General features: G+C 52.8%; 25 protein-coding genes and 1 tRNA gene. 18 read left to right on the top strand and 8 right to left on the bottom strand.

Translation table 11 applies throughout. The annotated features are described in order from the left end of the window. Positions 1–128: 128 nt before the first annotated feature. The 10 genes from glmM (at position 129) to BLO43_RS08345 (ending at position 11180) form a co-directional block, all read left to right on the top strand. Positions 129–1490 (top strand): phosphoglucosamine mutase, encoded by a 1362-nt coding sequence (gene glmM / locus BLO43_RS08390; protein WP_090906675.1) that lies wholly within the window; start codon positions 129–131, stop codon positions 1488–1490. 268 nt (positions 1491–1758) lie between these two features. Then, entirely contained in the window at positions 1759–2715 is a 957-nt protein-coding gene (locus BLO43_RS08385) for a PstS family phosphate ABC transporter substrate-binding protein (protein WP_254773399.1), read from the top strand. Between the two features lie 573 nt (positions 2716–3288). Further along, positions 3289–5205, top strand: coding sequence for a threonine--tRNA ligase (thrS, locus tag BLO43_RS08380; protein WP_090906673.1), 1917 nt, complete (start codon positions 3289–3291; stop codon positions 5203–5205). 26 nt (positions 5206–5231) lie between these two features. Further along, positions 5232–5837 (top strand): translation initiation factor IF-3, encoded by a 606-nt coding sequence (gene infC / locus BLO43_RS08375; RefSeq protein ID WP_090906672.1) that lies wholly within the window; start codon positions 5232–5234, stop codon positions 5835–5837. A gap of 168 nt (positions 5838–6005) precedes the next feature. Continuing rightward, positions 6006–6203 (top strand): 50S ribosomal protein L35, encoded by a 198-nt coding sequence (rpmI, locus tag BLO43_RS08370; RefSeq protein WP_041512338.1) that lies wholly within the window; start codon positions 6006–6008, stop codon positions 6201–6203. A 12-nt stretch (positions 6204–6215) separates the two neighbouring features. Beyond that, positions 6216–6575: a 50S ribosomal protein L20 gene (rplT, locus tag BLO43_RS08365; protein WP_074631043.1), complete on the top strand. Its 360-nt coding sequence runs from the start codon at positions 6216–6218 to the stop codon at positions 6573–6575. Positions 6576–6665: 90 nt separating this feature from the next. Continuing rightward, positions 6666–7712 (top strand): phenylalanine--tRNA ligase subunit alpha, encoded by a 1047-nt coding sequence (pheS, locus tag BLO43_RS08360; RefSeq protein ID WP_090906671.1) that lies wholly within the window; start codon positions 6666–6668, stop codon positions 7710–7712. Positions 7713–7978: 266 nt separating this feature from the next. Continuing rightward, a complete protein-coding gene (pheT, locus tag BLO43_RS08355; protein WP_090906670.1) occupies positions 7979–10372 on the top strand; it encodes a phenylalanine--tRNA ligase subunit beta in 2394 nt (797 codons plus the stop codon). Between the two features lie 126 nt (positions 10373–10498). After that, positions 10499–10819, top strand: a complete 321-nt coding sequence (locus tag BLO43_RS08350; protein WP_256324047.1) for an integration host factor subunit alpha — start codon at positions 10499–10501, stop codon at positions 10817–10819. Then, on the top strand, positions 10797–11180 hold the full coding sequence (locus BLO43_RS08345) for a MerR family transcriptional regulator (RefSeq protein WP_090906669.1): 384 nt from the start codon (positions 10797–10799) through the stop codon (positions 11178–11180). The genes BLO43_RS08350 and BLO43_RS08345 overlap by 23 nt, the downstream gene beginning before the upstream one ends. A gap of 137 nt (positions 11181–11317) precedes the next feature. Here the strand turns inward: BLO43_RS08345 and BLO43_RS08340 are convergent, their stop codons facing one another. Continuing rightward, positions 11318–11893 carry a CNP1-like family protein gene (locus BLO43_RS08340; protein WP_090906668.1) on the bottom strand — a complete coding sequence of 192 codons (576 nt, stop codon included), beginning with the start codon at positions 11891–11893 and terminating at the stop codon, positions 11318–11320. A 175-nt stretch (positions 11894–12068) separates the two neighbouring features. On the opposite strand from BLO43_RS08340, the gene BLO43_RS08335 reads away from it, so the two are divergent. The 6 genes from BLO43_RS08335 to BLO43_RS08310 all read left to right on the top strand — a co-directional run bounded on the left by BLO43_RS08335 (position 12069) and on the right by BLO43_RS08310 (position 16402). Then, positions 12069–12145: transfer RNA gene (locus tag BLO43_RS08335), tRNA-Pro, on the top strand. An 80-nt stretch (positions 12146–12225) separates the two neighbouring features. Then, complete coding sequence (gene surE / locus BLO43_RS08330) at positions 12226–12972, top strand: 5'/3'-nucleotidase SurE (protein WP_074631049.1); 747 nt, start codon at positions 12226–12228, stop codon at positions 12970–12972. A gap of 61 nt (positions 12973–13033) precedes the next feature. Continuing rightward, on the top strand, positions 13034–13696 hold the full coding sequence (locus tag BLO43_RS08325) for a protein-L-isoaspartate(D-aspartate) O-methyltransferase (protein WP_090906667.1): 663 nt from the start codon (positions 13034–13036) through the stop codon (positions 13694–13696). A 23-nt stretch (positions 13697–13719) separates the two neighbouring features. Next, positions 13720–14814, top strand: coding sequence for a peptidoglycan DD-metalloendopeptidase family protein (locus tag BLO43_RS08320; protein WP_254773392.1), 1095 nt, complete (start codon positions 13720–13722; stop codon positions 14812–14814). Beyond that, positions 14811–15770, top strand: a complete 960-nt coding sequence (gene rpoS, locus BLO43_RS08315; protein ID WP_090906666.1) for an RNA polymerase sigma factor RpoS — start codon at positions 14811–14813, stop codon at positions 15768–15770. Before BLO43_RS08320 ends, rpoS begins: the two co-directional genes overlap by 4 nt. Positions 15771–15976: 206 nt before the next feature. After that, positions 15977–16402, top strand: a complete 426-nt coding sequence (locus tag BLO43_RS08310) for a group III truncated hemoglobin (RefSeq protein ID WP_074634130.1) — start codon at positions 15977–15979, stop codon at positions 16400–16402. A gap of 78 nt (positions 16403–16480) precedes the next feature. Here the strand turns inward: BLO43_RS08310 and BLO43_RS08305 are convergent, their stop codons facing one another. From BLO43_RS08305 to BLO43_RS08275, 7 genes are all read right to left on the bottom strand, one after another. Continuing rightward, a complete protein-coding gene (locus tag BLO43_RS08305) occupies positions 16481–16888 on the bottom strand; it encodes a VOC family protein (RefSeq protein WP_090906665.1) in 408 nt (135 codons plus the stop codon). 228 nt (positions 16889–17116) lie between these two features. Continuing rightward, complete coding sequence (locus BLO43_RS08300; RefSeq protein ID WP_090906664.1) at positions 17117–17599, bottom strand: DUF1579 domain-containing protein; 483 nt, start codon at positions 17597–17599, stop codon at positions 17117–17119. Positions 17600–17701: 102 nt separating this feature from the next. Beyond that, the gene (locus BLO43_RS08295; RefSeq protein WP_074634131.1) at positions 17702–18058 is read right to left on the bottom strand and encodes a YciI family protein; all 357 of its coding nucleotides are present in this window, start codon (positions 18056–18058) and stop codon (positions 17702–17704) included. Positions 18059–18166: 108 nt separating this feature from the next. Continuing rightward, positions 18167–18643, bottom strand: coding sequence for a VOC family protein (locus BLO43_RS08290; RefSeq protein ID WP_090906663.1), 477 nt, complete (start codon positions 18641–18643; stop codon positions 18167–18169). Positions 18644–19070: 427 nt separating this feature from the next. Next, entirely contained in the window at positions 19071–19463 is a 393-nt protein-coding gene (locus BLO43_RS08285) for a YciI family protein (RefSeq protein ID WP_074631056.1), read from the bottom strand. 172 nt (positions 19464–19635) lie between these two features. Continuing rightward, a complete protein-coding gene (locus tag BLO43_RS08280; RefSeq protein WP_090906662.1) occupies positions 19636–20895 on the bottom strand; it encodes an RNA polymerase sigma factor in 1260 nt (419 codons plus the stop codon). 125 nt (positions 20896–21020) lie between these two features. Next, positions 21021–22307 (bottom strand): DUF2130 domain-containing protein, encoded by a 1287-nt coding sequence (locus BLO43_RS08275; RefSeq protein ID WP_090906661.1) that lies wholly within the window; start codon positions 22305–22307, stop codon positions 21021–21023. Between the two features lie 419 nt (positions 22308–22726). Here BLO43_RS08275 and BLO43_RS08270 point away from each other — a divergent pair, with 419 nt between their 5' ends. Together BLO43_RS08270 and tyrS are read left to right on the top strand one after the other, a co-directional pair. Continuing rightward, positions 22727–23344 carry a superoxide dismutase gene (locus BLO43_RS08270; RefSeq protein WP_090906660.1) on the top strand — a complete coding sequence of 206 codons (618 nt, stop codon included), beginning with the start codon at positions 22727–22729 and terminating at the stop codon, positions 23342–23344. An 18-nt stretch (positions 23345–23362) separates the two neighbouring features. After that, a complete protein-coding gene (tyrS, locus tag BLO43_RS08265) occupies positions 23363–24565 on the top strand; it encodes a tyrosine--tRNA ligase (RefSeq protein ID WP_090906659.1) in 1203 nt (400 codons plus the stop codon). Positions 24566–24644: the final 79 nt, after the last annotated feature.

Genomic DNA, 24644 nt, shown 5'->3' with positions numbered 1-24644 from the left:
GCCAGAATATTGTCCCAATGCCCGCGTGATCCGATTGCATATGAAGATCATGTGTTCGCAAGGTAAAACACCGAGGTGAAAGCCATGCGCGCCTCTCGCTCAATTCTGACCACTTAAGGAATTTTTCGATGACCAGAAAATATTTTGGCACTGATGGAGTGCGTGGACGTGTAGGAGAAATACCCATCACGCCGGAATTCGTTATGCATCTCGGCTATTCTGCCGGCAAGGTTCTGGCTTCCTCCGACTGGCACTTATCCAAGGGTGAACGTCCGGCAGTACTGATCGGCAAGGATACGCGCATATCGGGATATATGCTGGAATCGGCACTGCAGGCGGGATTGTCCGCGGCCGGGGTGGATGTACTGTTATCCGGACCCACTCCGACACCAGCAGTGGCTTATCTTACCCGTGCATTGCGTTTGCAGGCGGGGATTGTCATTTCCGCTTCACATAATCCGTTTGAGGATAACGGTATCAAGTTCTTTTCCGCCGCGGGTAGCAAATTGCCCGATGCCACGGAACATGAGATAGAGGCGGGATTGAATGCTCCCATCAAGTCGATGCCTTCGGCGCAGCTCGGCAAAGCACGGCGTGTCGATGATGCAAGAGGGCGTTATATCGAGTTCTGCAAAAGTACCTTTCCAAATCACCTCGATCTACGCGGCTTGCGCATCGTGATTGATTGCGCCCACGGGGCTGCATATCAAATTGCTGGGCACGTGCTGCATGAGCTGGGTGCGGATGTGGTTGCCATCGGGGTCCAGCCCGATGGTCTCAATATTAATCACGAATGCGGTGCAACCCATAGTGCCGCCCTGCGGGAAGCTGTCAGGCGGCATCGGGCCGATATCGGTATTGCACTGGACGGCGATGCTGATCGTGTAGTCATGGTCGATAATAAAGGTACCCTCTATGACGGCGACCGGCTGATCTACATTATTGCCGCACACCGTCAGCGGAAGGGATTGCTCAAGGGGGGTGTGGCAGGGACTTTGATGACCAATCTCGCGGTCGAAAATGGTTTGAAGAAACTGAATATTCCCTTTGCCCGCGCTAATGTGGGTGATCGTTATGTATTGGAACTCATGCAGAAAGAAGGTTGGCAGCTGGGCGGTGAGGGCTCAGGCCATATTATTTGCACCGACAAGCACACCACGGGTGACGGCATTATTTCCGCGCTGCAAGTATTATATGCGCTGCGCGATACCGGCAAGACTTTGGCAGGGCTGACACGCGGGGTAACGCTTTATCCGCAACAGTTAATCAACGTCAAGGTTCCCAAAGGATTCGATTCACGCGTCAATGTGGCGATCAAAATGGCGCAGGCGGAAGCTGAACGCGATCTGGACGGTAGCGGCCGCGTGCTGTTACGTGCATCAGGCACCGAGCCACTGATACGGGTAATGGTGGAAGGTGAATCTAAGCAGAGGGTTGAACATTGGGCGGAGAAGATTGCGGACGTTGTGCGGAGTGCCGCGGCGGATTAAGCAATTAAACAGCGGAAATGGCTGTTAATAAGATGTGCTCCCCGGAGCGTCGCAATTTTGTCACCCATATTTGCCTTTATGATCAAACCGTTCGATAGGCATAATCCATGAGTCGCAAATGCCGATTCGTGCCAATGTCGCAAAACGGTAATATGGGTGACTTAGTATGGTCATATTGCGTACCTGACGATATCTGATCAATTAAATGGAGAATGAAATGTTAAGATTGCCAACTGGAAAGGCACTTGGGATATCGGTCGTACTGGGTATGTTAATCGGCGCTGCCGGCGTTGCAGGCGCCGCCGACGCGGTTGTTAAAATAGACGGCTCCAGCACCGTCTACCCCATAACCGAAGCGGTGGCGGAAGATTTTCAAATAGCCAAGAAAGGTAAAATTAGAGTAACGGTCGGTATTTCAGGTACCGGTGGCGGTTTCAAGAAATTTTGCCGTGGGGAAATCGATATTGCCAATGCGTCGCGTCCCATCCTGAAAAAAGAGATGGATGACTGCAAAGCAGCCGGCGTGCAATATGTCGAAATGCCAGTGGCGTTTGATGCGTTGACGGTGGTGGTAAATCCGAAAAATGATTGGACCAAAACCATCACTGTCGCAGAGTTAAAGAAAATCTGGGAGCCGACTGCGCAGGGCAAAATCATGAGATGGAATCAAGTAAATCCGGCGTGGCCTGACGAGCCGATGAAACTCTATGGTGCGGGTGCGGATTCCGGCACTTTCGACTATTTTACGGAAGCTATCGTCGGCAAGGCTAAGTCGAGCCGTGGCGATTTTACCGCATCCGAGGACGATAACGTGCTGGTGCAGGGAGTGGCAAGCGACAAGAACGCACTCGGTTTCTTTGGTTACGCTTACTATGTCGAGAATCAGAAGAAGGTCAAAGCAGCCGCTGTTGATGGAGGCAAAGGCGGCGTCCTCCCATCCGCCAAAACAGTGGAAGATGGGAGCTATCAGCCCCTGTCTCGCCCAATTTTTATTTACGTCAACGTCAAGGCGGCTGAGAAACCTGAAGTCAAGGAGCTTGTCGAGTTTTATATGAACAATGCGGTGACGCTGGTTAAAGAAGTTAAATTCTTCCCGCTACCCGCTCAAGCCTATACCACCAATCTGGAGCATCTCAGCAAAAAGAAGATTGGGACCGTATTCGGAGGCCAATCGGAAGTGGGTCTCAAGATCGAAGAGCTGCTCAAGCGTGAGGCCAGCTTTTAATTTTACATAGAACGATGGATTATTCGGCTTGGACCACCTCTGAATAAATTTGTGGATTTTGCCCGCAGTATGCACCACGGAAGCCTATTCAGAGGTTCCGTAGCCTGAAAGTGATAGGCAAGACAGGCGATCCCAACGGGCGCGAATTGCTGGTCCGGGCGATGTTGTTTGGGTCTCCCTAAACTTTTCTTCTTAATCTTCTCTGGTTTATCAGAACCGGGCAGTTCCCTTGTGGAAATGTTCGTTTCGCATGCTTTATACAACCTGGCAGGCTTCTCAATACCGTCCTCGGTAGCAGTAAGACTGTAATGCCACTTATCGGAGCATGCGGGAATCGCTGTTTTTCCGCATCAGCTAAAGAACCTCTTCCGGGGCTCTTGTGCGAGCGGCGCTGCATTGGTCATGATGTTCGTAGGTCTCGATCAGTCTCTGATTGGTGCATTGAGTTGTCGCTCAATGAGAGCTATGGGAGAATGCGGCTTGCACAACACGAGTCGTGCGGAAAAAATGCTGGCTTCCGCGAATTTTGAGAATACTTGATAGCTTAGGCTACCCTTACGAAAGGAAGAAGTTGTGACTGTCATTCGTCTGCCGGATGGTTCGGAACGCAGGTATGAGCAACCGGTGACGGTGGGCGAAGTTGCGGCGTCGATCGGTGCGGGACTGGCTCGCGCCGCGCTGGCGGGAAAAGTGAATGGTAAATTGATGGACACATCCAGCCGCATCGAGACCGACAGCGATCTGGCCATTGTTACCGAGAAAGATCCGGAAGGGTTGGAAATCATTCGCCACTCCAGCGCGCATCTGCTGGCACATGCGGTGAAAGAATTATTTCCGGAAGCCCAGGTCACTATTGGTCCGGTGATCGAAGATGGCTTTTATTACGATTTTTCCTACAAGCGTCCGTTTACGCCGGAAGATCTGGAGGCGATAGAGAAGCGCATGGCGGAAATCAGCGCGCGTAATCTGAAAGTGGAGCGCAAAGTGTGGGAGCGCTCCGAGGCCATTAATTTTTTCAAGAATCAGGGCGAGCATTACAAGGCTCAGATAATCGAAGCCATTCCTGGCGATGAAGATGTTTCACTCTATTCCCAGGGGAATTTTACCGACTTGTGTCGCGGACCGCATGTACCCACGACTTCAAGGCTCAAGGTATTCAAGTTGATGAAGTTGGCGGGCGCTTACTGGCGCGGGGACTCGCACAATGAAATGCTGCAACGGATTTATGGCACGGCCTGGACAAAAAAAGAGGATCAGGACGCCTATCTCCATCGTCTCGAGGAAGCGGAAAAACGCGATCATCGCAGGCTCGGCAAACAACTGGATTTATTTCATATTCAGGAAGAAGCGCCGGGCATGGTATTCTGGCATCCAAAAGGCTGGGTCATCTGGCAACAGGTGGAACAGTACATGCGGCAAGTGTTTCGCGATAATGATTACCTGGAAATCCGTACGCCATCGGTGCTGGACAAAGGTTTGTGGGAGCGTTCCGGTCACTGGGAAAACTTTCGCGAGAACATGTTCATTACACATTCGGAAGATCGTGACTTTGCCGTCAAGCCAATGAATTGTCCCGGTCACGTTCAAGTATTCAAGCAGGGATTAAAAAGTTACCGTGACTTGCCTTTGAGGCTGGCGGAGTTTGGCTCATGTCACCGGAATGAGCCATCGGGTGCGCTGCATGGTATCATGCGGGTACGCGCATTTACTCAGGATGATGCGCATATTTTCTGTGCCGAATCCCAAGTGCAGGATGAGGCGGTGCGATTTATTGATTTGTTACACAAGGTCTATACCGATTTCGGATTTAACGAAATCCTGGTGAAACTTTCAACCCGCCCGAAAAAGCGTGTTGGCTCGGAAGAACAGTGGGATAAGGCGGAAGCCGCATTGCAATCGGCAATGAACCATAAAAAGCTCGATTGGGATTTGCAGCCCGGCGAAGGCGCTTTCTATGGACCCAAGATAGAATTTTCTCTTAAGGACAGCATCGGACGTGTGTGGCAGTGCGGTACGCTGCAACTGGATTTTTCCATGCCGGAGCGGTTAGGCGCTGAATACGTTGCCGAGGATAATTCCCGCCGCGTGCCGGTGATGCTCCATCGGGCGATTCTTGGTTCGCTGGAGCGCTTTATCGGCATTATCATCGAAAACCACGCAGGGGCGCTCCCGTTATGGCTTTCGCCGGATCAGGCGGTGGTGCTGAATATATCCGGGGGACAAGCGGATTATGCCCGAAAAGTGGCCGATGAACTCAAGTACAATGGCATTCGAGTGTATGCGGACTTGAGAAATGAGAAAATAACTTATAAAATACGGGAGCATAGTTTACAAAAACTGCCCTATCAGATCATAGTGGGCGACAAGGAAGTGGCGGCGAAAATGGTTTCCGTGCGAACCCGCGAGGGTTCGAATCTCGGCCAGATGTCTTTGCAGACGTTGATTGAGCGGCTGAAAGCGGAAGCATCCATCAGAGCCGGCGCGGCTTGATTTATTAACAGACTTGGGGAACTACTATAGTTCAGGAAAAAGCAGCGCGTATCAATCTGGAGATTAATGCGCCGGAAGTGCGCTTGATTGGTGTGGAAGGAGAGCAGATAGGTGTAGTCTCTCTGGCGATCGCCAATAGCATGGCGGAGGAAGCCGAGGTGGATTTGGTCGAAATTGCGCCTACCGCCCAGCCGCCGGTGTGCCGATTGATGGATTACGGCAAGTTTCGTTATCAGGAAAGCAAGAAAAAACACGAAGCCAAGCTCAAACAAAAACAAGTCCAGATCAAGGAAGTCAAGTTCCGGCCCAACACCGATGACGGCGATTACCATATCAAGCTGCGCAACCTGATCAGTTTCCTGGAAGAGGGTGACAAAGCTAAAATTACGTTGCGCTTTCGCGGCCGTGAAATGGCGCATCAGGAATTCGGTGTGCGCTTGCTGGAGCGGATAAGGGGTGATCTGGAGCCGCATGCGGTGGTGGAGCAGTTTCCCAGAATGGAGGGGCGGCAGATGGTAATGGTGTTGTCTCCCCGGAAAAAGGAAATAAAAGTAGCCAAGCCGAAGGAAAGCAAGCCGAAGGCGGAGACTGATGGCGCCACATCCGCAATGGATTCGGGTGCGGCACCATAGCGGCCGGAGGTTTGGAAAGTGACGTTAGGCAGGGATTGTCGAGCTCTGCGTCGATAGCAGCAAGCCCGGCACAGATAATCTGTGGCGGGTGAACAACAAGTGATTTTCGGGTCTTAAAAGCGTTCCAACAGGAAACACCCGGCGTCATATTAAAACAGGAGTTGTGTCATGCCAAAGATGAAAACCAAGAGTGGTGCGGCAAAGCGCTTTAAAGTGCGAGCCGGCGGCAGCGTTAAACGTTCGCAGGCATTCAAGCGCCACATACTTACCAAGAAAACCACGAAGAGCAAGCGCCAATTGCGTGGTACCGCTGGCGTTCATTGCAGCGATGTGGCGTCCGTGCGCGCCATGATGCCCTACGCTTAAGGAGAGACTGCCATGCCAAGAGTAAAACGTGGTGTAACGGCTCACGCCCGTCATAAGAAAGTGCTGAATCTGGCGAAGGGTTATCGCGGGCGCCGCAAAAACGTCTATCGCATTGCCAAGGAAGCGGTGATGAAAGCGGGACAGTATGCGTACCGTGATCGTCGCCAGAAGAAGCGTGAGTTTCGCGCCTTGTGGATCGCCCGTATCAATGCGGCTGCGCGCGAATGTGGCCTATCCTACAGCGTATTCATGAACGGTTTGAAGAAGGCCGCGATTGAAGTGGATCGCAAGGTGCTGGCTGATATTGCCGTATTTGACAAGCCGGCTTTCGTGAAAATAGTTGAACAAGCCAAGGCCAGCCTGGCCATATAGCCGGTTGTACCGAGAACCGCGAGGAGGCTAAAGGCAGATGCGCCTTGCCTCCTTTTTTCTTGTGGTAACTGAGCTCCCTATTGCGTTCTCATGAATAATCTGGATTCCCTCCTTAGTGAAGCCATTAGTCTGTTCAATGGCATAGATGATGCCATTGAGCTGGAGCAGGCCAAGGCATGCTATCTCGGCCGCAACGGCAGACTAACCGAATTGCTGAAGGGATTGGGCAAGCTACCACCGGAAGAACGGCCTGCAATGGGTAGCCGCATCAACCAGGCGAAGGAATCCCTGGAAGCAGCACTTAAGCTCCGTCGTGATGCGATACAGGAAAAAAAGATGGAGGCGCAGTTGATCGGTGAGACACTGGATGTGACGCTGCCCGGCCGTGGCCTGGGAATGGGCGGCTTGCATCCGGTAACACTTACGCTGGAGCGTATCCAGTCATTATTTCGTTCAATTGGTTTTGTGGTGGCATCAGGCCCTGAGATCGAAACCGACTTCTACAATTTCACCGCGCTTAACATTCCTGAAAATCATCCGGCAAGGGCGATGCACGACACCTTCTACGTCGACGATGGCAGTAGCGGGAATAATGAGCATCATGAGCATTTGCTGCGTACACATACTTCGCCGGTACAGATACGATATATGCAAAACAACCAGCCGCCCTTAAAGGTAATCGCGCCAGGGCGGGTATATCGTTGCGACTCCGATCTGACGCATACCCCCATGTTTCATCAGGTAGAGGGTTTATGGGTGGATGAAAACGCCAATTTCGCGGCGCTAAAGGGTGTACTAGCGGATTTCATGCAACATTTTTTCGAGCGCGACGATTTGCCGGTGCGCTTCCGCGCTTCTTTCTTTCCGTTTACCGAGCCATCTGCGGAAATGGATATTGGTTGCGTGATGTGCCGTAGTAGTGGTTGCCGTATATGCAGTTACACAGGCTGGCTGGAAGTCCTGGGTTGCGGCATGGTGCATCCTAATGTTTTTAAACATGCTCATATAGACAGCGAAAAATATATTGGCTTCGCTTTTGGCATGGGAGTGGAGCGCCTGGCGATGCTGAGGTATGGCGTGAACGATTTGCGCTTATTTTTCGAGAATGATTTGCGATTCCTTAAGCAGTTCAATTAGAGCGCTTCAGTCAATCGATCCAATTCAATCCCGATTCCGGTAATCGCTGACTTTGTCATTGCCTCGGTTCTCAGAATAGGGTGGGCATAAAAATTTCGCTGCACTCTGTAGATGAATACTTGTGACACATTAAGAACTATTTTTCAGGCGCATGAGATTTTCATTAAACGAGACAGGCAACCGCACGGCGGACGCTCTCGTGGATTCAGATTGGTGGCAATACCCATAGAACATGAACCGTTTCTTTCGCGGCAAACCAGGCGCTCATGAAATTTTCTGAAAATTGGCTTCGTACTTTTGTTGATCCAGCATTATCCACCCGTGATCTCGCCCATGCGTTGACCATGGCGGGTCTGGAAGTGGAAGCCATCGAGCCTGTCGCCCCGGCTTTCAACAAGGTGGTGGTGGCTGAAGTTCTGTCCGTGGAAAAACATCCAGACGCCGATCACCTCAAAGTCTGCCAAGTGAACGCTGGCTCTACCGCAGGTAACCAGCCGCTACAAATCGTCTGTGGTGCGATGAATGTTCACGCCGGTATAAAAGTGCCATGTGCTTTAGCTGGTGCGCAACTGCCCAAGGTTGTCATTGAGCAGACGAGGATACGCGGGGTCGAATCCTCCGGCATGCTGTGCTCAGCCAGGGAACTCGGTTTGGAAGAAACCGAGGCGGGTTTGTTGCTGCTTCCTGGCGATGCGCCAACAGGTGTGGATTTCCGCGATTATTACGAACTGGATGATACCCTTATTACACTCAAGCTGACACCCAACCGTGCCGATTGCCTGGGGCTATCCGGCATAGCGCGGGAAGTGGCGGCGATTACTTCCGGAATGCTTAAGCCGCTCGAAATCGAACCGGTACAGGATCGGATCGACGAAAGTCTGGCGGTATACGTGGATGCGCCGGATGCTTGTCCACTTTATTGTGGGCGAGTAGTACGTGAAATATCTCTTGATGTTTCCACGCCGCAATGGATGATTCGCCGCCTGGAGCGCAGTGGGATACGCACGATCAACGCAGTGGTGGACGTGACCAACTATGTCATGCTGGAAACCGGCCAGCCGCTTCATGCTTTCGACCTGGCCAGGATTACGGGCGGGCGTACGGGTGCGGGTGCAATCCATGTGCGCTATGCCGAATCCGGCGAAATGCTCCAATTGCTGAATGGTGAAGACCTCGTTTTGCAGCCCGACATGCTGGTGATCGCCGATGAGGCCAGGCCGCTGGCGCTCGCAGGTATCATGGGCGGGAATGAAAGTGGCGTGCAGCAAGGTACAACCGGCCTGTTTCTGGAAAGCGCATTTTTCAGTCAGGAGGTAATCGCCGGTAAATCTTTCCGCCTGGGCTTCAGTTCCGATTCGGCGCACCGTTTTGAACGCGGCGTGGACTTTGCCGCCACGCGCAATGCGATGGAACGCGTCACAAATCTGGTGCTCGATATTTGTGGCGGCAAGGCGGGCCCGATTACTGAAGTCAGGAATAAATTGCCGCAACGCAATCCGATTGATCTGCGGTTGGAGCGGTCGCGAAGAGTGCTGGGCATCACACTTGATGAGGCCACGGCCGCCACGCTATTACGGCGCTTGCAATTCAATTTTTCCGCTACGGCCGGCGTGGCCGGTGTATTTCGTGTAACGCCGCCGAGTTACCGTTTCGATCTCGCCATAGAAGAAGACCTGATTGAAGAATTGGCACGCATTTACGGATACAACCATATTCCAGCGGCGTTTCCCCATGCAAAGCTGGGCATGTTGCCCGCGTCTGAATCCGTACACGCATCGCCGCAGTTGCGGCAGATTCTGGTAGGACGAGACTACCAGGAAGTCATCAACTATGCTTTCGTGGATGTCTCATGGGAATTGGAGCTGGCGGGGGAGAAAGCACCAATAGCATTGAAAAATCCGCTATCCAGTCAGATGGGGGTGATGCGTAGCAGCCTGCTTGGCGGCCTGATATCAAACTTGCAATTCAATCTTAACCGCAAGCAGGCCAGAGTGCGACTGTTCGAGATCGGGTGTTGCTTCGTGAGAGAAGGTGAAACTTATGCGCAACCGGAGAAACTGGCTGGACTTTGCTATGGAGACGCCGTAGCGGAACAGTGGGGAATGTCCGCTCGCAGAGTGGATTTTTATGATGTAAAGGCGGATATCGAGGCGCTCTTTTGGCCCGCACTGCCGAATTTTGAGGTAGTTTCCCATCCCACCCTGCATCCCGGTAAATCGGCCCGAATTCGTTTGGGTGAAAGAATCGCCGGCTATCTGGGAGAACTTCATCCCCGCTGGCAGCAAAAGCTTGGTTTGCCTGATTCCGCTGTATTGTTCGAATTGGATCTGGATATCCTGCTGACACGAAAGCTGCCGATGGCTGCGGAGATATCAAAATTTCCGCTAATACGACGCGATATCGCTGTGGTGGTGGAGGAGGATATTACCGTGCAGGCGATGCTGGATGGTATGCAAGCGGAAAAATCACCCACGATTTTGGAAATTTCCCTGTTCGACGTGTATCGCGGCAAGGGGATGGAAAATGGCGAAAAAAGTCTTGCATTCCGGGTGTTATTACAAGATACTCAAAAAACATTGACTGACGCGGAAGTAGACTTGGTCATGACAAAATTGATAAATATTCTGGAAAATCAGTTTGGCGCAAGGCTACGTAATTGAACCTGAATCCGGTAGTTGACCGCTCATTTAATAGACAGTGTTTTGATTCATCCCGTCCAATTACCGGTTTTAGGTTGAAAGAAAAGGAATGGCTGATTAGCCACATCCAGAAACGTAAATAAACAGATGAGGGAGAGTATGACCTTAACGAAGGCTGAGCTGGCGGATTTACTATTCGAGAAAGTTGGGTTTAACAAGCGAGAGGCGAAGGATATGGTGGAATCTTTCTATGAAGAAGTCCGCGCCGCGCTGCAGAATGGAGATGCTGTGAAACTTTCAGGGTTCGGCAATTTTCAATTGCGCGATAAGCGGCAACGCCCGGGCCGCAATCCCAAGACCGGCGAAGAAATACCAATTACCGCGCGGCGTGTGGTGACTTTCCACGCCAGCCAGAAACTGAAGGCAATGGTTGAACAGAATCAGCATGGAAAACATAACGCCCAGTAGCGCTTTAATGCCCATTCCGGCGAAGCGCTATTTCACGATTGGCGAAGTTAGCGAGTTGTGTGGCGTCAAGCCGCATGTATTGCGCTATTGGGAGCAGGAATTCGCACAATTAAAGCCTGTCAAGCGACGGGGCAACCGCCGTTACTATCAGCATCATGAAGTACTGCTGGTTCGCCGTATTCGGGAATTACTTTACGAGCACGGTTTCACCATCCACGGTGCTCGCAGCCGCCTGGGACAGGGCATGGTCGAGCCGGTATCCGGTACTAATGCCACCGTAGCCTCGGCGTCTCTCCCGGCAGTCGATTTGACATTGTTGCGGCGCGAGATCAAAAGTGTCGTGTCACTGCTTCGATCTTAAAGGATCTCGGAATAAATCCTCCGCGGGTCCGTGCCCATTCACTTTTTAGCTTTGATTCTTTAAGTTCGGCAGGTCGCTAGCGACCATGGAACTGTCTGTTGCGATGCTTCAACGCGTGATTCAGCGTGTACCACGGGCTACTGAATTACGCGCGGATGGCTACCGCTCTTCAACGCTTGAATAGCCTCTTTCTCATTTCTTACAATAATATTAGCCGGGCAGAAGAAATATCTGGAAAGCGCCCGTTGTGCATAGTGCTGGGATTTATCTTCGAGTTCCTCCCATTTCGATCCCCGCGCCCGTACCCAGGTCTTGTCGTCACGGCCAATGGCGTAAAGCCTTTTTTCAGCGATCTGGAATTTCAAAATTAATAGTTCCGCTCTCACATTCTCCCTCACGCCGTCGGTCGCACATCGCATACCTTCGTAGCTTATGTTCATTGCTCCTTCAGGTGATTTGATTACCAGAGTGTAGCGGACTATGTCATCTTCTCCCACCACGATGGAGGGAGCATCAATGTAATGAAGATTATTGCTGGCGGGGCCGGCGTCAAATGGCAGCAGATTCTCCGCTTTGGGGTAGGCAGGCAGTTGCACCTGCAGTTCAGCCCAGGATTTGCCGCCATCAAAATCACTATCGAATCCCTTCAGCGCCTTCTGGGGGGCGCATGCTGCGAGCGGCAGGAAGCATAGCAACAGCAGAATATTTTTCATGATGAAGAATCAGTAGTGTCCGGCTAACTTTTTGAAGTGGGTATCTCTGAAAGTACGCCATGAATTTGGACAAGACGCCGTTTCATGCCACTTTACTATTATTTCATACCCTTTGCCCTGCCGCGCATCAATAGAGGTTCCTTACCCCCTGGCTTGTTTGCTATAATTTATACTTCGGGGCGTAGCGCAGCCTGGTAGCGTACTTGCATGGGGTGCAAGTGGTCGGAGGTTCAAATCCTCTCGCCCCGACCAATCAGATCCGCAAGTCGATTGTTAAGCGTATGCTTGCCCCCTGATAAGTCACGCAATCACCTGGGTATTGTTCGAATCGAATGCGCATATTGCTCAGTAACGACGACGGGTATTTTGCGCCAGGCCTTGCCTGTCTCGCGGAAGCGCTTTCCGTGATTGCGGATATCATCGTGGTCGCACCGGAGCGCGACCGAAGTGGCGCCAGTAATTCACTTACACTGGATCGCCCGCTCCATCTGCGCAAGTCTCATAATGGCTTTTACTACGTGAATGGCACCCCCACGGATTGCGTGCATCTGGCGGTTACGGGCATGCTGGACACATTGCCGGACATGGTCGTATCCGGCATTAATGATGGTGCCAACATGGGTGACGATACGGTTTATTCCGGAACCGTAGCCGCCGCTACCGAAGGTTTTTTGCTGGGCGTCCCCTCTATCGCTGTTTCCCTTGCCAGTTTGTCCGCCGGAAATTTTGCTACCGCCGCACGTGTTGCAACAGAAATGGTGCAACGTTTTGAAGGCGACAAACTCCATGGACCGGTATTACTCAACGTCAACGTACCCGATATTCCCTATGACGAGCTGCAAGGCATCGAGGTAACCCGGCTTGGCCGCCGCCATAAGGCCGAAGCGGTAGTCAAATCGCAAAGCCCACGGGGGGAAACAGTTTACTGGGTAGGTGCCGCAGGTCCCGCCCAGGATGCCGGAGAGGGTACAGACTTTCTTGCGATTGAGCGTAACCGGGTATCGGTAACACCGTTACAAATCGACCTGACCCGATATGGGCAGCTGGATGCGGTAAAACAGTGGTTGAAGTTGCAGTAAAGCATCTCAACGTTGTGTTCCATGGTGACAAACCCTCTGTTCAAGTTCAAGGTATTTTAGTTTGAACACTCATCATTCCGGAATCGGCATGACTTCCCAGCGTACCCGTGCGCGCATGATCGAGCGTCTGCGCAAGCAAGGTATCGTTGATGAAGTGGTTCTGGGGGCGATGAGTGCCATTCCTCGTCATATTTTTATTGAAGAGGTTTTGGCAAATCGCGCCTATGATGATATCGCCTTGCCGATCAATTTTGGGCAGACCATTTCCAGTCCATTTATTGTGGCGCGTATGAGCGAATTGCTGCGTGCAGGTTCCAGTCTCGGTAAAGTATTGGAAATCGGCTCGGGCTGCGGCTATCAGACAGCCATACTGGCACAGCTTGCACGCGAGGTTTATTCGATCGAACGCATTGGACCGTTGCTGACCCGTGCCCGCGTTCGTCTACGGCAATTACATCTTGGCAATGTTCGTCTGAAGCATGCCGATGGTCTGCTCGGACTGCCGGAGTTCGCGCCGTTTGACGCCATCATTCTCACCGCCGCGGCTGCGCATATCCCTTCGTCATTGCTCGGGCAATTGGCGGTTGGCGGTAGAATGGTTTTTCCTAAAGGAAGTCAGGAGCAGTTTCTGTGCGTTATCGCACATAATTCGCAGGGTTACACTGAGACAATACTCGATGAGGTCAGGTTCGTACCCATGCTACCGGGTATCTTGAAAGGTTAAGCACGCATAACAAGAGATAAAGAATGACAAGTAAAGGAATCGAGCAGAATTTTCCGAACCCTGGCGAACTCCCTCTAACGATTATCATGAGTTCCATGCTTCCATCCCCCCAAGAGAGGTCTTTTTCTTCGGTAAGCTATCATCCCTTTCTCATACTTTTACTGTTGATTGCGGGTTGTGAATCTACCCCACACCGCGCACCGGTGATTGAGAGCACCGCAGTAGAGTCTCAGGCGGGTAAAATAGGGGTAGGCGCGGAAGTGGAGCCAGCGGGGCGCTCCGAGTTCCATACCGTACAAAAGGGGGATACCCTCTACAGTATTGCGCGAAGCCGTGGCATTGATCAAAAGGATCTGGCGGAGTGGAATAACATCCAGGATCCTGGCGCTATCAATATCGGTCAACAACTCACATTATCTTCGCCATCCCGCCTGTCACAACCTTCCCTGTTCGCACTTCCTCAACCGGTGCAACCATCGGCGACCGTAGCGGCTGCGCCTACTACCGTACCAGTATTCGAAGAGAAACCGGGGACTAATACCGATAAGCTTAAAGTCGAACCGAAGGCACTCAAGCTGCCGTATTCGGAACAAGCCGTAGCACAGTTGAAGGGATTGACGATCGCCCCCCCGATAGTGGTTGCGAAGATTGCTCCAATGACTGCTGAAAAAACGGTGGGTACCGAAATAAGTCCGGTGGCACCCATAGCACCCCTGGCGCCCGCGGCGGATGCTATCGATAATGTTGACCGCGTGGAATGGATCTGGCCGGCCAAAGGCAAGGTACTCGAGCCATTCTCGGAAAGTACCAAAGGGATCGATATCGCGGGTAATCCGGGGCAGTCGGTGGCAGCATCCGCGGCGGGCAAGGTGGTATATAGCGGTGCGGGCCTGCGCGGCTATGGCAAGCTCATTATCATCAAGCATAACAATACCTATCTCAGCGCTTATGCCCACAATGACAAAATTCTGGTGAAAGAAGGGCAAACGGTGGCCAAAGGACAGAAAATCGCCGAAATGGGAAATACCGATACCACCATGGTAAAGCTCCACTTTGAAATTCGCAAGAATGGAAAACCGGTGGACCCACTGAAATATTTACCGGAGTTATCCGGATGAGACAACGCGACTATACTGACGATGACGAATCATTCGATGCAGACCCAGTAGAGCCGGATGAGGTAACACCTGACGTCGCCACAGAAAAAATTTCCAATGTTGGAAACGAGACGCTCAGCGACGTCCTGTTGACCGATGTCACCCAAATTTATTTCAACGAAATTGGTCATAATGCCCTGTTGAGCGCACGGGAGGAGGGAGTGCTGACACGCCTGGTCAGGCAGAACGATTTCGACGCGCGTCAGAAAATGATTGAATGCAACCTGCGGTTGGTGGTGAATATCGCCAAACACTATACCAACCATGGCGTTGCGCTACTGGATCTGATCGAAGAAGGCAACATGGGGATGATGCACGCGCTGGACAAATTTGACCCGGAACGTGGGTTCCGTTTTTCAACTTATGCCACGTGGTGGATACGCCAGAACATTGAACGCTGTATTATGAACCAGTCCCGCACAATTCGGCTGCCGGTGCATGTCATCAAGGATCTGAACATTATTCTGCAAGCGTCCCGCCATCTGGAGGCGCATACCGGCAAGGATCCCAAACCGGAAGATGTTGCGTATTTATTGGGGCGCCCGGTAAAGGAAGTACAGCGGATGCTGTCCTTGAACGCGAGCATGATGTCATTGGACGCGCCGCTCGATGTCGATCCGTTGCTGTGCATTGGCGATGTCATGGCGGACGATAACACTCCCGGTCCCGACCTCATGCTGGAGCAGTCCGAGATCAAGGATCGTTTGCGAGAGTGGCTTGGCCGGTTGAATGACAAACAACGATATATCATCGAGCAGCGTTACGGGCTCAATGGCAATGACATTCAGACACTGGAGCAACTGGCAAAGCATCTCGATCTTACCCGCGAGCGTGTACGGCAGATTCAGCTGGAAGCGCTGCAAACATTGCGCGTGATGTTGAGGGGCGATGGTGTATCAAGGGATGGGGTGTTTTAGAGGTGCGGGAGCTTGTGTTCACTTTAAGCCCGTCTCGAATCCGCTTGGAACACTTGGTCAAATAACTTGTGACATTTTCTTATGTTTAAAGTAAAATGTTACTATAATTGGTGTTCGTGCAACATCAGCCTGTATGATCAGGTCTTTTTAACCCACAACCGCATCCGCTGGTCGCGGTGAATCTTGTATTTAAATCAATTATGAATATGTCACAACCCGAGTTTTTGGCACCTCATCCTGATCTTTGTACTGAGGAGGAGATTTCCTGGCTGGTCCATGCTTTTTATGCAAGAGCCAGAAAAGATCCATTGCTGGGCCCGATCTTTGAAGGACATGTTACCGACTGGGACGCGCATTTTGTGCAGATGACTAATTTCTGGTCAATGAAATTGCGGGGAACCAGCCATTTCCGGGGTGCTCCCATGCCCAAGCACGTAGCTCTGCCGGGACTTACCTCCGAATTGTTCGAGCGGTGGCTGCAGCTTTTCCGGCAAACGACGAGCGAAATGGAAAATCCAGTTTTGCAATTCAACGCGGATACCCTGGCATTGCACATCGGCGGCAGGTTGTGGTTAAGATATCAGATGGAGCGTTATCCGGATAAGCAACTGGTTGATCTTCACGGAGCATAGTTGCACGGCCGGTAAGAGGCGCTTTGAAGGGCAATTTGCCGAACAGAAAGCGCCTATCCGAGCATTAGGGAGTGCAGGTTAACCTTGATCTTCCGCGGTCGGCTCCATGTATATCAGTTCCCAAAGATGTCCGTCCAGATCCTCGAAGCCATGTTGGTACATAAACCCATAGTCGCCCGAGTCCATGGGAGTGGCTCCGCCAGCAGCGACGGCTTTGCGAACCATATCATCAACTTCATCCCGGCTTTCGCATGTCAGGCAAACAAGAACTTCCGTGCTTTTCGTGGCATCACAAACTTCTTTGGGGGTAAAAGTTCCAAATTTTTCCCGGGTCAACAACATGACGAATATGTCCTCGCTTACGATCATGCAAGTGGCGGTTTCGTCAGTAAACTGGGCATTAAAAGTGAAGCCGAGTTTGGTAAAAAATGCGACAGACTTTTTGAGATTGCTTACGGGAAGATTCACGAAAATCTTGGTGGTCATGGTTTTTCCTCTCGAAAATTCATCGTACGATAATGTATCCCGCAACACAGCGTTAACAATAGACTCACTTGCCGGCGTGCGCGCGGCAAGCGCCGGTAATCGTGTGAAACCGGGAAACCGGTATTATGCCCCATCAGGCGCAGCATCTTGTCAGGCGTTTGACCTTCGCCATTTTAATAATCCTTGCCGCACCCGATGCGTCTGATCAAAGTGGCAACACTTCGGTCGCTACGTTTTTCGCCGATAGTTTGCCGTCATGAATTGATGCCATTCGCCATCATCACCCAGCATATGTGACGTCAGTATCCGGTGGTTGGGATTCTTTATCTCAATGACATCCTTGTATTTCGCCAGCTTCCCCTCTTCCGTGAAGGTTGGGCCTTCGGTGCTGAGCGTCAGCACCTTTTCCTCTGCGTCCAGTGAGCCGGCGTACACCCATAGGTGGGTCATCATCGATCCCACCCAGGTTCCCAGGTACTGTTTCTTCTGCAGATCATAGCCGAGCGTCATTAACATTGCCGCCATTTCTCCGCCAGGCATCTCGCCACGGCCCTCGCACAGTATCCAGAGACCACCGAGTGAACGCACGGTCTCCGATCCTGCAAATTTTTCCGGCGACTTGCCCGGTTCCGTCGGACACTCGCTTTCATAGGTCCATTCACCTACAAGCTTCTGCAGCCACTCATGTTCCTTCTGTGGTTCTACCTTCATGGTCGTCTCCTATGGTCTGGTAATTTATCAGTACTGTTTCGGTGGTCAATGCCCGGCCAGGGTTTTCGCTTGATTACGTTTGACTACTTCTGTCGCCGTGGGCTAATCAGCCGGCAGGCCCGCGATCTCTATCACCGGCCGGATCTCGACTGTACCCTTGCGGGCCATGGGAATTCGTGCAGCGATGCCGATCGCCTCATCGAGATCTCCAGCGTCGATCAGGAAGTAACCGCCCAGCTGCTCACGTGTTTCCGCGAACGGACCATCCGTCACGAGCCGTTTGCCTTCGCGCATCCGCACGCTGGTTGCCAAAGCGGTGGGGTACAAGGGATTGGCGGCCAGATATTGTCCGTTTGATTTGATCTCATGTGCGAGCTGAGTGGATTCCACATAGCATGCTTCCCGTTCAGACTCGCTTAATGCCGTTTCGTCACCATAAATCAGCAACATGTATTTCATGCGTGCCTCCATTGTAACGCTGCCCGGTTCGGGGCCGTGAAAGCGTGGAAATTTGCAATAGCCGGGGACCATACTCCGGTTGAACGGAAGGACAGGCGTGCCGTCGGCTCACGCCTTGTGCACCGTGCAATGAGCCTCCATCCTGCTTTGGAGCTCGCTCGGATCAACATCTTCGATATGTGTGGCGATGAGCCATTGATGGCCAAAAGGATCGACCAGCTTGCCCATGCGGTCTCCCCAGAATTGATTTGCGAGAGGCATCGTTTCTTTAGCTCCCGCCTTGATTGCGTCGGAAAAAGTGGCATCGGCATTGGCAACGTAGAGATGAAGGGCTACCGGACTGCCTCCCAGTTTTTCGGGAGAAGCAATGTCCCATCCCGGGTTCTCATCCGAGATCATGAATATCGAATCGCCAATTTTAAATTCGCTGTGGGCTATTTTCCCATCTGGCGTATTGAGCCGGAACAACTCGGTGGCTCCAAAGGCTCTTTTGTAGAATTCAATTGCATCGGACGCTCCCCGGACCGTCAGGTATGCGGTAAGCGTGTGGTAACCGTCTGGGATGGGTTTGATTGCTGTAGTCATGATTATTCTCCTTTCAGGGTTGAGTATTCAACTTAAATCCGGTAATTGACCGCTCATTTAATAGAGCAGTATTATGATTAATAACAATATTTCGTATTATTTGACTCTCACCTTTTGGGTGAGGCCGCTACGGGGTGAATTGCACGGTTTTTGTGGCGCATGGCTGCGTTACAACGCCTTGAAATGGAATAACCATTTCGCGTTGTTGCGCCTTGCCCCGCACCCCAAAAACCGTACACTTCACCTCGTCCAACTACCGGATTTAGGTTCAAATTCCAGTTTGAGGCTCAAGCTTACTTGAGTTTTTGCCTGCACTGTTTAGTCGAAATGACGGGTACCGGATCGACATGCCTGCTGAAATTTCTTTTTCTAAAGAAAAACTGGGCAAAACGGGAAGGGCGGCTGCCTGTTTTCGCTGCCTTCTGCGCTATTGCGGGGTGGCTGTAGCGCCACATCCAAGTGCACGGAGCGTACGTTCGTCCTCCGCAATGGGCCGCACTTCGACGCACCCGATCCGTGCCCCCGGGATTCGTGAGGCGATCTGTATCGCCTCGTTCAAATCCTTGGCCTCGATGACATAATAGCCCCCGAGTTGTTCCTTGGTCTCCACAAAGGGGCCGTCGGTCGTCGTGACTTTACCCTTCCGCACCCGGACTGTAATCGCGGCATCAGGAGGCTGCAGCCGGTTGCAGCCGAGAAGGTGGCCGCTCTCCCTGATGGCTTCCGTGAATTCGGAGTATTCCTCATAGTGCTTTTCCGCTGCAGTTTCTGTCATCTGCTCCATGACCGTTTCGGCACAGATCAGGCATAGGTACTTCATGGGCAACACCTCCGGTTTGGCTTGGAAAACTGGTTGACATCCCATAGTCGTTGGGGAAAGACCAAATTCGACATCGGGAGCGTTGCGCGAGATGATGTTTTTGTTGAATGGAGGCGGGCTGATCGGACCGCTCTCCATAGTTCCGCAGACTAAGTAAGAGGCGGGAAATGTTTCAACCCGGCAGTTCACGCAATCTGCGCTTAAGAAACCGCCGTTCGGGTTCCTGCCGGGCGAGTTCGTGGGCGCGCTCGTAGGAGGCTCGTGCTTCCGCCGCTCGCCCGAGCCGCCGGCACAAGTCAGCGCGTGCCGAGTGCGCCAAGTGGTAGTCAGCGAGATCACCCCGCATCAGGATGGCATCAATAAGTGCCAGACCTGGCAGGGGTCCGTCACGCATTGCCACCGCCACGGCGCGGTTCAGTTCGATCACAGGGGATGGGTCGATGCGCAGCAGTAAATCATAGAGTCTGGTGATTTCAGCCCAGTCTGTCGCCGCGGCGTTGGGCGCATTGGCGTGCACCGCCGCAATTGCGGCTTGCAGCATGTATGGACCGAACCGCCGCGACGATAGCGCCCGCTCCACCAGCGCCGATCCTTCCGCAATGTAATGCCCGTTCCAGAGTGAACGATCCTGATCGGTCAGCAGGATCAGATCACCGGTCGGCGCACTGCGCGCTGCGCGCCGCGATTCCTGCAGCAGCATCAGTGCCAGGAGTCCAAGCGCCTCGGGCTCAGGCAATAATTCAATCAACAGCCTGCCTACGCGAATCGCTTCACCCGAGAGATCGGACCGCATCAGCGCTTCCCCTGAAGATGCGGAGTAGCCTTCGTTGAATACCAGATAGATCACACGCAGGACGCTGTCCACTCGATCCGGTAGCTCGGCCGGGGGAGGCACCTGGTAAGGAATGCGCGTGTCGCGGATTTTCGCCTTGGCGCGCACGATACGCTGGGCCAGCGTGGGTGCGGCGGTCAAGAAAGCGCGTGCAATCTCCTCGGTCGTCAGGCCGCATACTTCGCGCAAGGTGAGCGCCACCTGAGCGTCCGGAGACAGGGCCGGATGGCAGCAGGTGAAGATCAGCCTAAGCCGGTCGTCCTCGAGTCCTTCGCCGTCCAGTTCATCGCCACCATCGGCTGCCAGCCGTTCTTCCACGTCGTCCGGCAACGGCTCGAACCGGGCTCTTCTGCGTATGCCATCGATCGCTTTGAAACGGCCCGTTGAAACAAGCCATGCCTGAGGATTGGCCGGCACGCCTTCGCGCGGCCATTGCTCCAGCGCCGCCCTGAATGCATCGTGTAGCGCTTCTTCGGCGACATCGAAGTCGCCAAGGAGGCGGATCAACGTGGCAAAGATATGGCGCGAGCGGGAACGGTAGATGGCGTCTACCGTCTCACGCACATGCTGGGTAGCCAGGGTATCCTCATGTTCAGGCATCAGAATCTCCCCGCTTGCTCGGTAGCATCATAGTCTTCGCAAAATAGAAATACCCCTCCGGCCTGTGTGGATGGAGAGTTCTGCGGGCGACAAAAGTGCGGCGCTTATGGGTCCGCTGGCAGAAATTATGACAAATGTTCGTCGTTCAAGCCCAAGCTCCTCAGCTCAAGTCCCTCGATTTCCTGCAACGATTTGCCCGCAATCCCCTGCAAGTCTCCATACATACCCACTGTTGCACTCATCACGCGCATAATTTGCTCTTCTCGCTTCGCCCATTGCTTCATTATCACCTTGCGTTCCTTGTCGAGATCGTCCTGCATGGTGGAAAACGCTTCGACGATCGCTTCGACGCGCTGGCGGAAACGCGGCCCGGTGAGATACTGGTAGATCATCTCCGTTTTAGTTTGCAGACCTTCGGATGATTGCCGCGCGAGGGCAAGTTCCAGCAATGACTGGCGCAGGATAAGCGCCACCGGCAGTGCAGCGCGAGGATGTGTTACCCAGACACCCTCAACCATTTCGAAGGTTTCAACGCCTTTGGGCAATGTATGGCTTACCATCACGGCAATTTCCGCTTTGGCGGTACGCTGGTCTTCCCGCAATTTGGCTAGCCACATATCGCTCCAGTTTCGGGTGCGCTTGGTTTCCCACAGAATAGTGCCGCCGGGCTGCCCGTCCGTGCCGACGACGCGATGCAGTACATCCCCGCCGTAGTCGCCCTTGGGCACCGGTTCGATCGCATCGAAAGGGAACTTGGCACGCAGCAGGTTTTCAAGCGCCAGTTCCTGCACTTCTCCCTGAAGCTGCTGTGACCCCTGTTCGGCTCTGCGCTTCAGCTCTTCAATTTTTTGCTGCATGGATGCGATAGTCTGATCTTTCTCCATTACCTTGAGCTTAAGTCCCTCTTCCGCTTCTAGCCTGGCCTTCGCGCGTACTTCGCCGAGCCCATCCTGTATGCGTTTTTCCACGGTAAGTTCGAGTTCGCGCCTGGCATCGTCGAGCTCCCGCTGTTTTTTGGTGAGCTCGGCTTGCACTTTTTGCGCCGCGGCCAGCTTCTCGTCGCGGCCTTTGAGCACTTCTTGAAGTTCCGTGAGCTCGCGTGCCTTGTTTTCCAGCTCGGCAGCACTGGCAAGCTTTGCTTTTCTGGATTCTTCGGCAATCACACGAACACGTTCGGTATTCAACTGTGCGGCGACTCGATCGGCTATCTGGATATCCAGCGTGCGTCTCGCCTCCGTAACTTCTTTCTCCTTCTCTCGAATACCTTGTTCGCGCCTTGCGATCTCGTCATCCTTTCGCGAAAGCTGCTGTTCGAACTGTTTGCGCGTGGCGGCTATCAACGGCGCGGCAAGCGACTCGGTGAGCCGGATTTCGGTTTTGCAATGAGGGCAGGTAATAGTGGGTTCCGTCATAGTTGTTCCTGGGAGGGATTCACCACCCTCTGTCTCCATGAAAGCGGGTTGGTATTTCAGGTTATCCTAAATCCGGCGATGTAGCGAACTCACCAAGGTCACGCGATGCGAAAATTCTTGGTGGATCCTGGCGTCGAGCTAAAAAATGAGCGGTCAACTACCGGATTTAGAATTATAGGTTAAACCGGGTGATAGGCACTTGCGCTCATGCAGGGTTTAGTTCCTGTGCCGGTTCCAAGTGCGATGGCGCACATATTTTCGGATATACTTGCCTGGATAATTGCCGGATTGGCCGTATAGTCAACCACGCATCGACTCGTTCCCCTTTACGTACTGTTTACATGGGTTCGATTCGTTTGTGTTTCCACACAAGAGCAATAGAACGGATATTTTTCATGTCACCACATAGGAGCGAAAAGATGAGCGATCAAAAAACTGGAAGTGTGCCCCACATTCTACCGCCGCTACCTTACGCGGATAACGCGTTGGACCCCGTCATTTCGGCCAACACGCTGAGCTTTCACTACGGCAAGCATCACAAGACTTATGTCGACAATCTGAACAAGCTGGTAGCGGGTACGGAGCTCGCGGATTTGTCATTGGAAAAGGTCATTGCCGCCACAGCTGGCCAGGCGGACAAGTCCGGGGTTTTCAACAATGCGGCGCAAATCTGGAACCACACATTCTACTGGAATAGCCTGTCCCCAAAGGGAGGTGGTGAGCCTCCCGCGGCGTTGAAGAAAAAAATTGAGGCATCATTCGATACCGTGGAAGCGTGCAAGAAAGAACTGGCGGCGGCGGCCACGACCCAATTCGGCAGTGGCTGGGCGTGGCTGGTGCAGGATGGCGACAAGCTCAAGGTGGTCAAGACGAGCAATGCGGATTTGCCGTTGACCCATGGACTCAAGCCGTTACTGACCATCGACGTGTGGGAGCATGCCTACTACCTTGATTACCAGAACCGTCGCGTGGATTATGTCAACGCTGTACTCGACAAACTGATCAATTGGGGTTTTGCGGCGGATAACCATGGGTAGCACGCCCAACGCGCCGCTGTGACCGGGCAGATAACGGAACAACTGGAGATCATCAAGCGCGGCTGCGGCGAGCTCCTTGTGGAAGAGGAGCTCGCGCAAAAGCTTGCTTTGGATCGTCCACTCAGGATCAAGGCTGGATTTGACCCAACCGCGCCGGATTTGCACCTGGGTCACACTGTTCTGCTTAACAAGATGCGTCACCTGCAGGATTTAGGGCATCACGCCTTGTTCCTGATTGGCGATTTCACCGGGATGATCGGCGATCCCAGTGGCAAGAACACGACTCGTCCTGCCCTCACTCGGGAACAAGTGGTCGAGAATGCGCAATCCTACGCAAATCAGGTTTTCCGGATACTCAGGCCTGAGCAGACCGATGTCGTGTTTAATTCCACGTGGATGGACAAGCTCAATGCCGCCGATCTGATCAAGCTGGCGGCTACCCATACCGTTGCACGCATGCTGGAGCGGGACGATTTTGGCAAGCGCTATGAAAGTAACAAGCCCATAGCGATTCATGAATTTTTGTATCCGCTCATTCAAGGCTATGACTCGGTTGCACTCAGAGCGGATATCGAGCTGGGAGGCACCGACCAGAAATTCAACCTGCTGGTGGGACGGGAATTGCAAAAGCATTTCGGGCAATCGCCGCAGTGCATTCTCACCATGCCGCTTCTGGAAGGACTGGATGGTATCAACAAAATGTCCAAATCCTCCGGTAACTATATCGGCATCGCCGAGACCCCAACCGAGATATTCGGCAAGCTGATGTCTGTTTCTGATGAACTGATGTGGCGTTATATCGAGTTATTGTCATTTGAGCCGATCAGTGTTATTCGCCAGTGGCAGCAGGAAGTGCGGGACGGGCGCAACCCGCGCAACATCAAGGTACTATTCGCTCAAGAGATTGTTGCGCGTTTTCACAGCAAGGACGAAGCGGAAAGGGCATTGGCTGACTTCGAGGCGCGCTTCAGGCGTGGCGCGATACCGGATGACATTCTTGAGAAAGTGCTGCATGCGGGAACCGAAGGATTGCCCATTGCTCAAGTACTCAAGCAGGCCGGATTAACGGCCAGTACGACCGAAGCATTGCGCATGATTGAGCAGGGTGGTGTCAAATTAAATGGCGAAAAGGTCGGCGATAAAGCGCTCAGGCTCAGTCGCGGAGAGACCGCCGTGGTACAAGTAGGCAAGCGAAAATTCGCCAGGATAACCCTCGCCTGATAAAGAGTACGAGAAAGTTCCAGAAACTCCTTGACCCCCTGTCTGGTATCTGTATAATTCCGCCTTCGTTGTCTGGCCT

This window comes from Nitrosospira sp. Nsp13 (assembly GCF_900101945.1).
In the GTDB taxonomy this organism is placed as follows: Bacteria; Pseudomonadota; Gammaproteobacteria; order Burkholderiales; family Nitrosomonadaceae; genus Nitrosospira; species Nitrosospira multiformis_D.
This window is presented reverse-complemented; position numbering and strand designations above follow the sequence as displayed.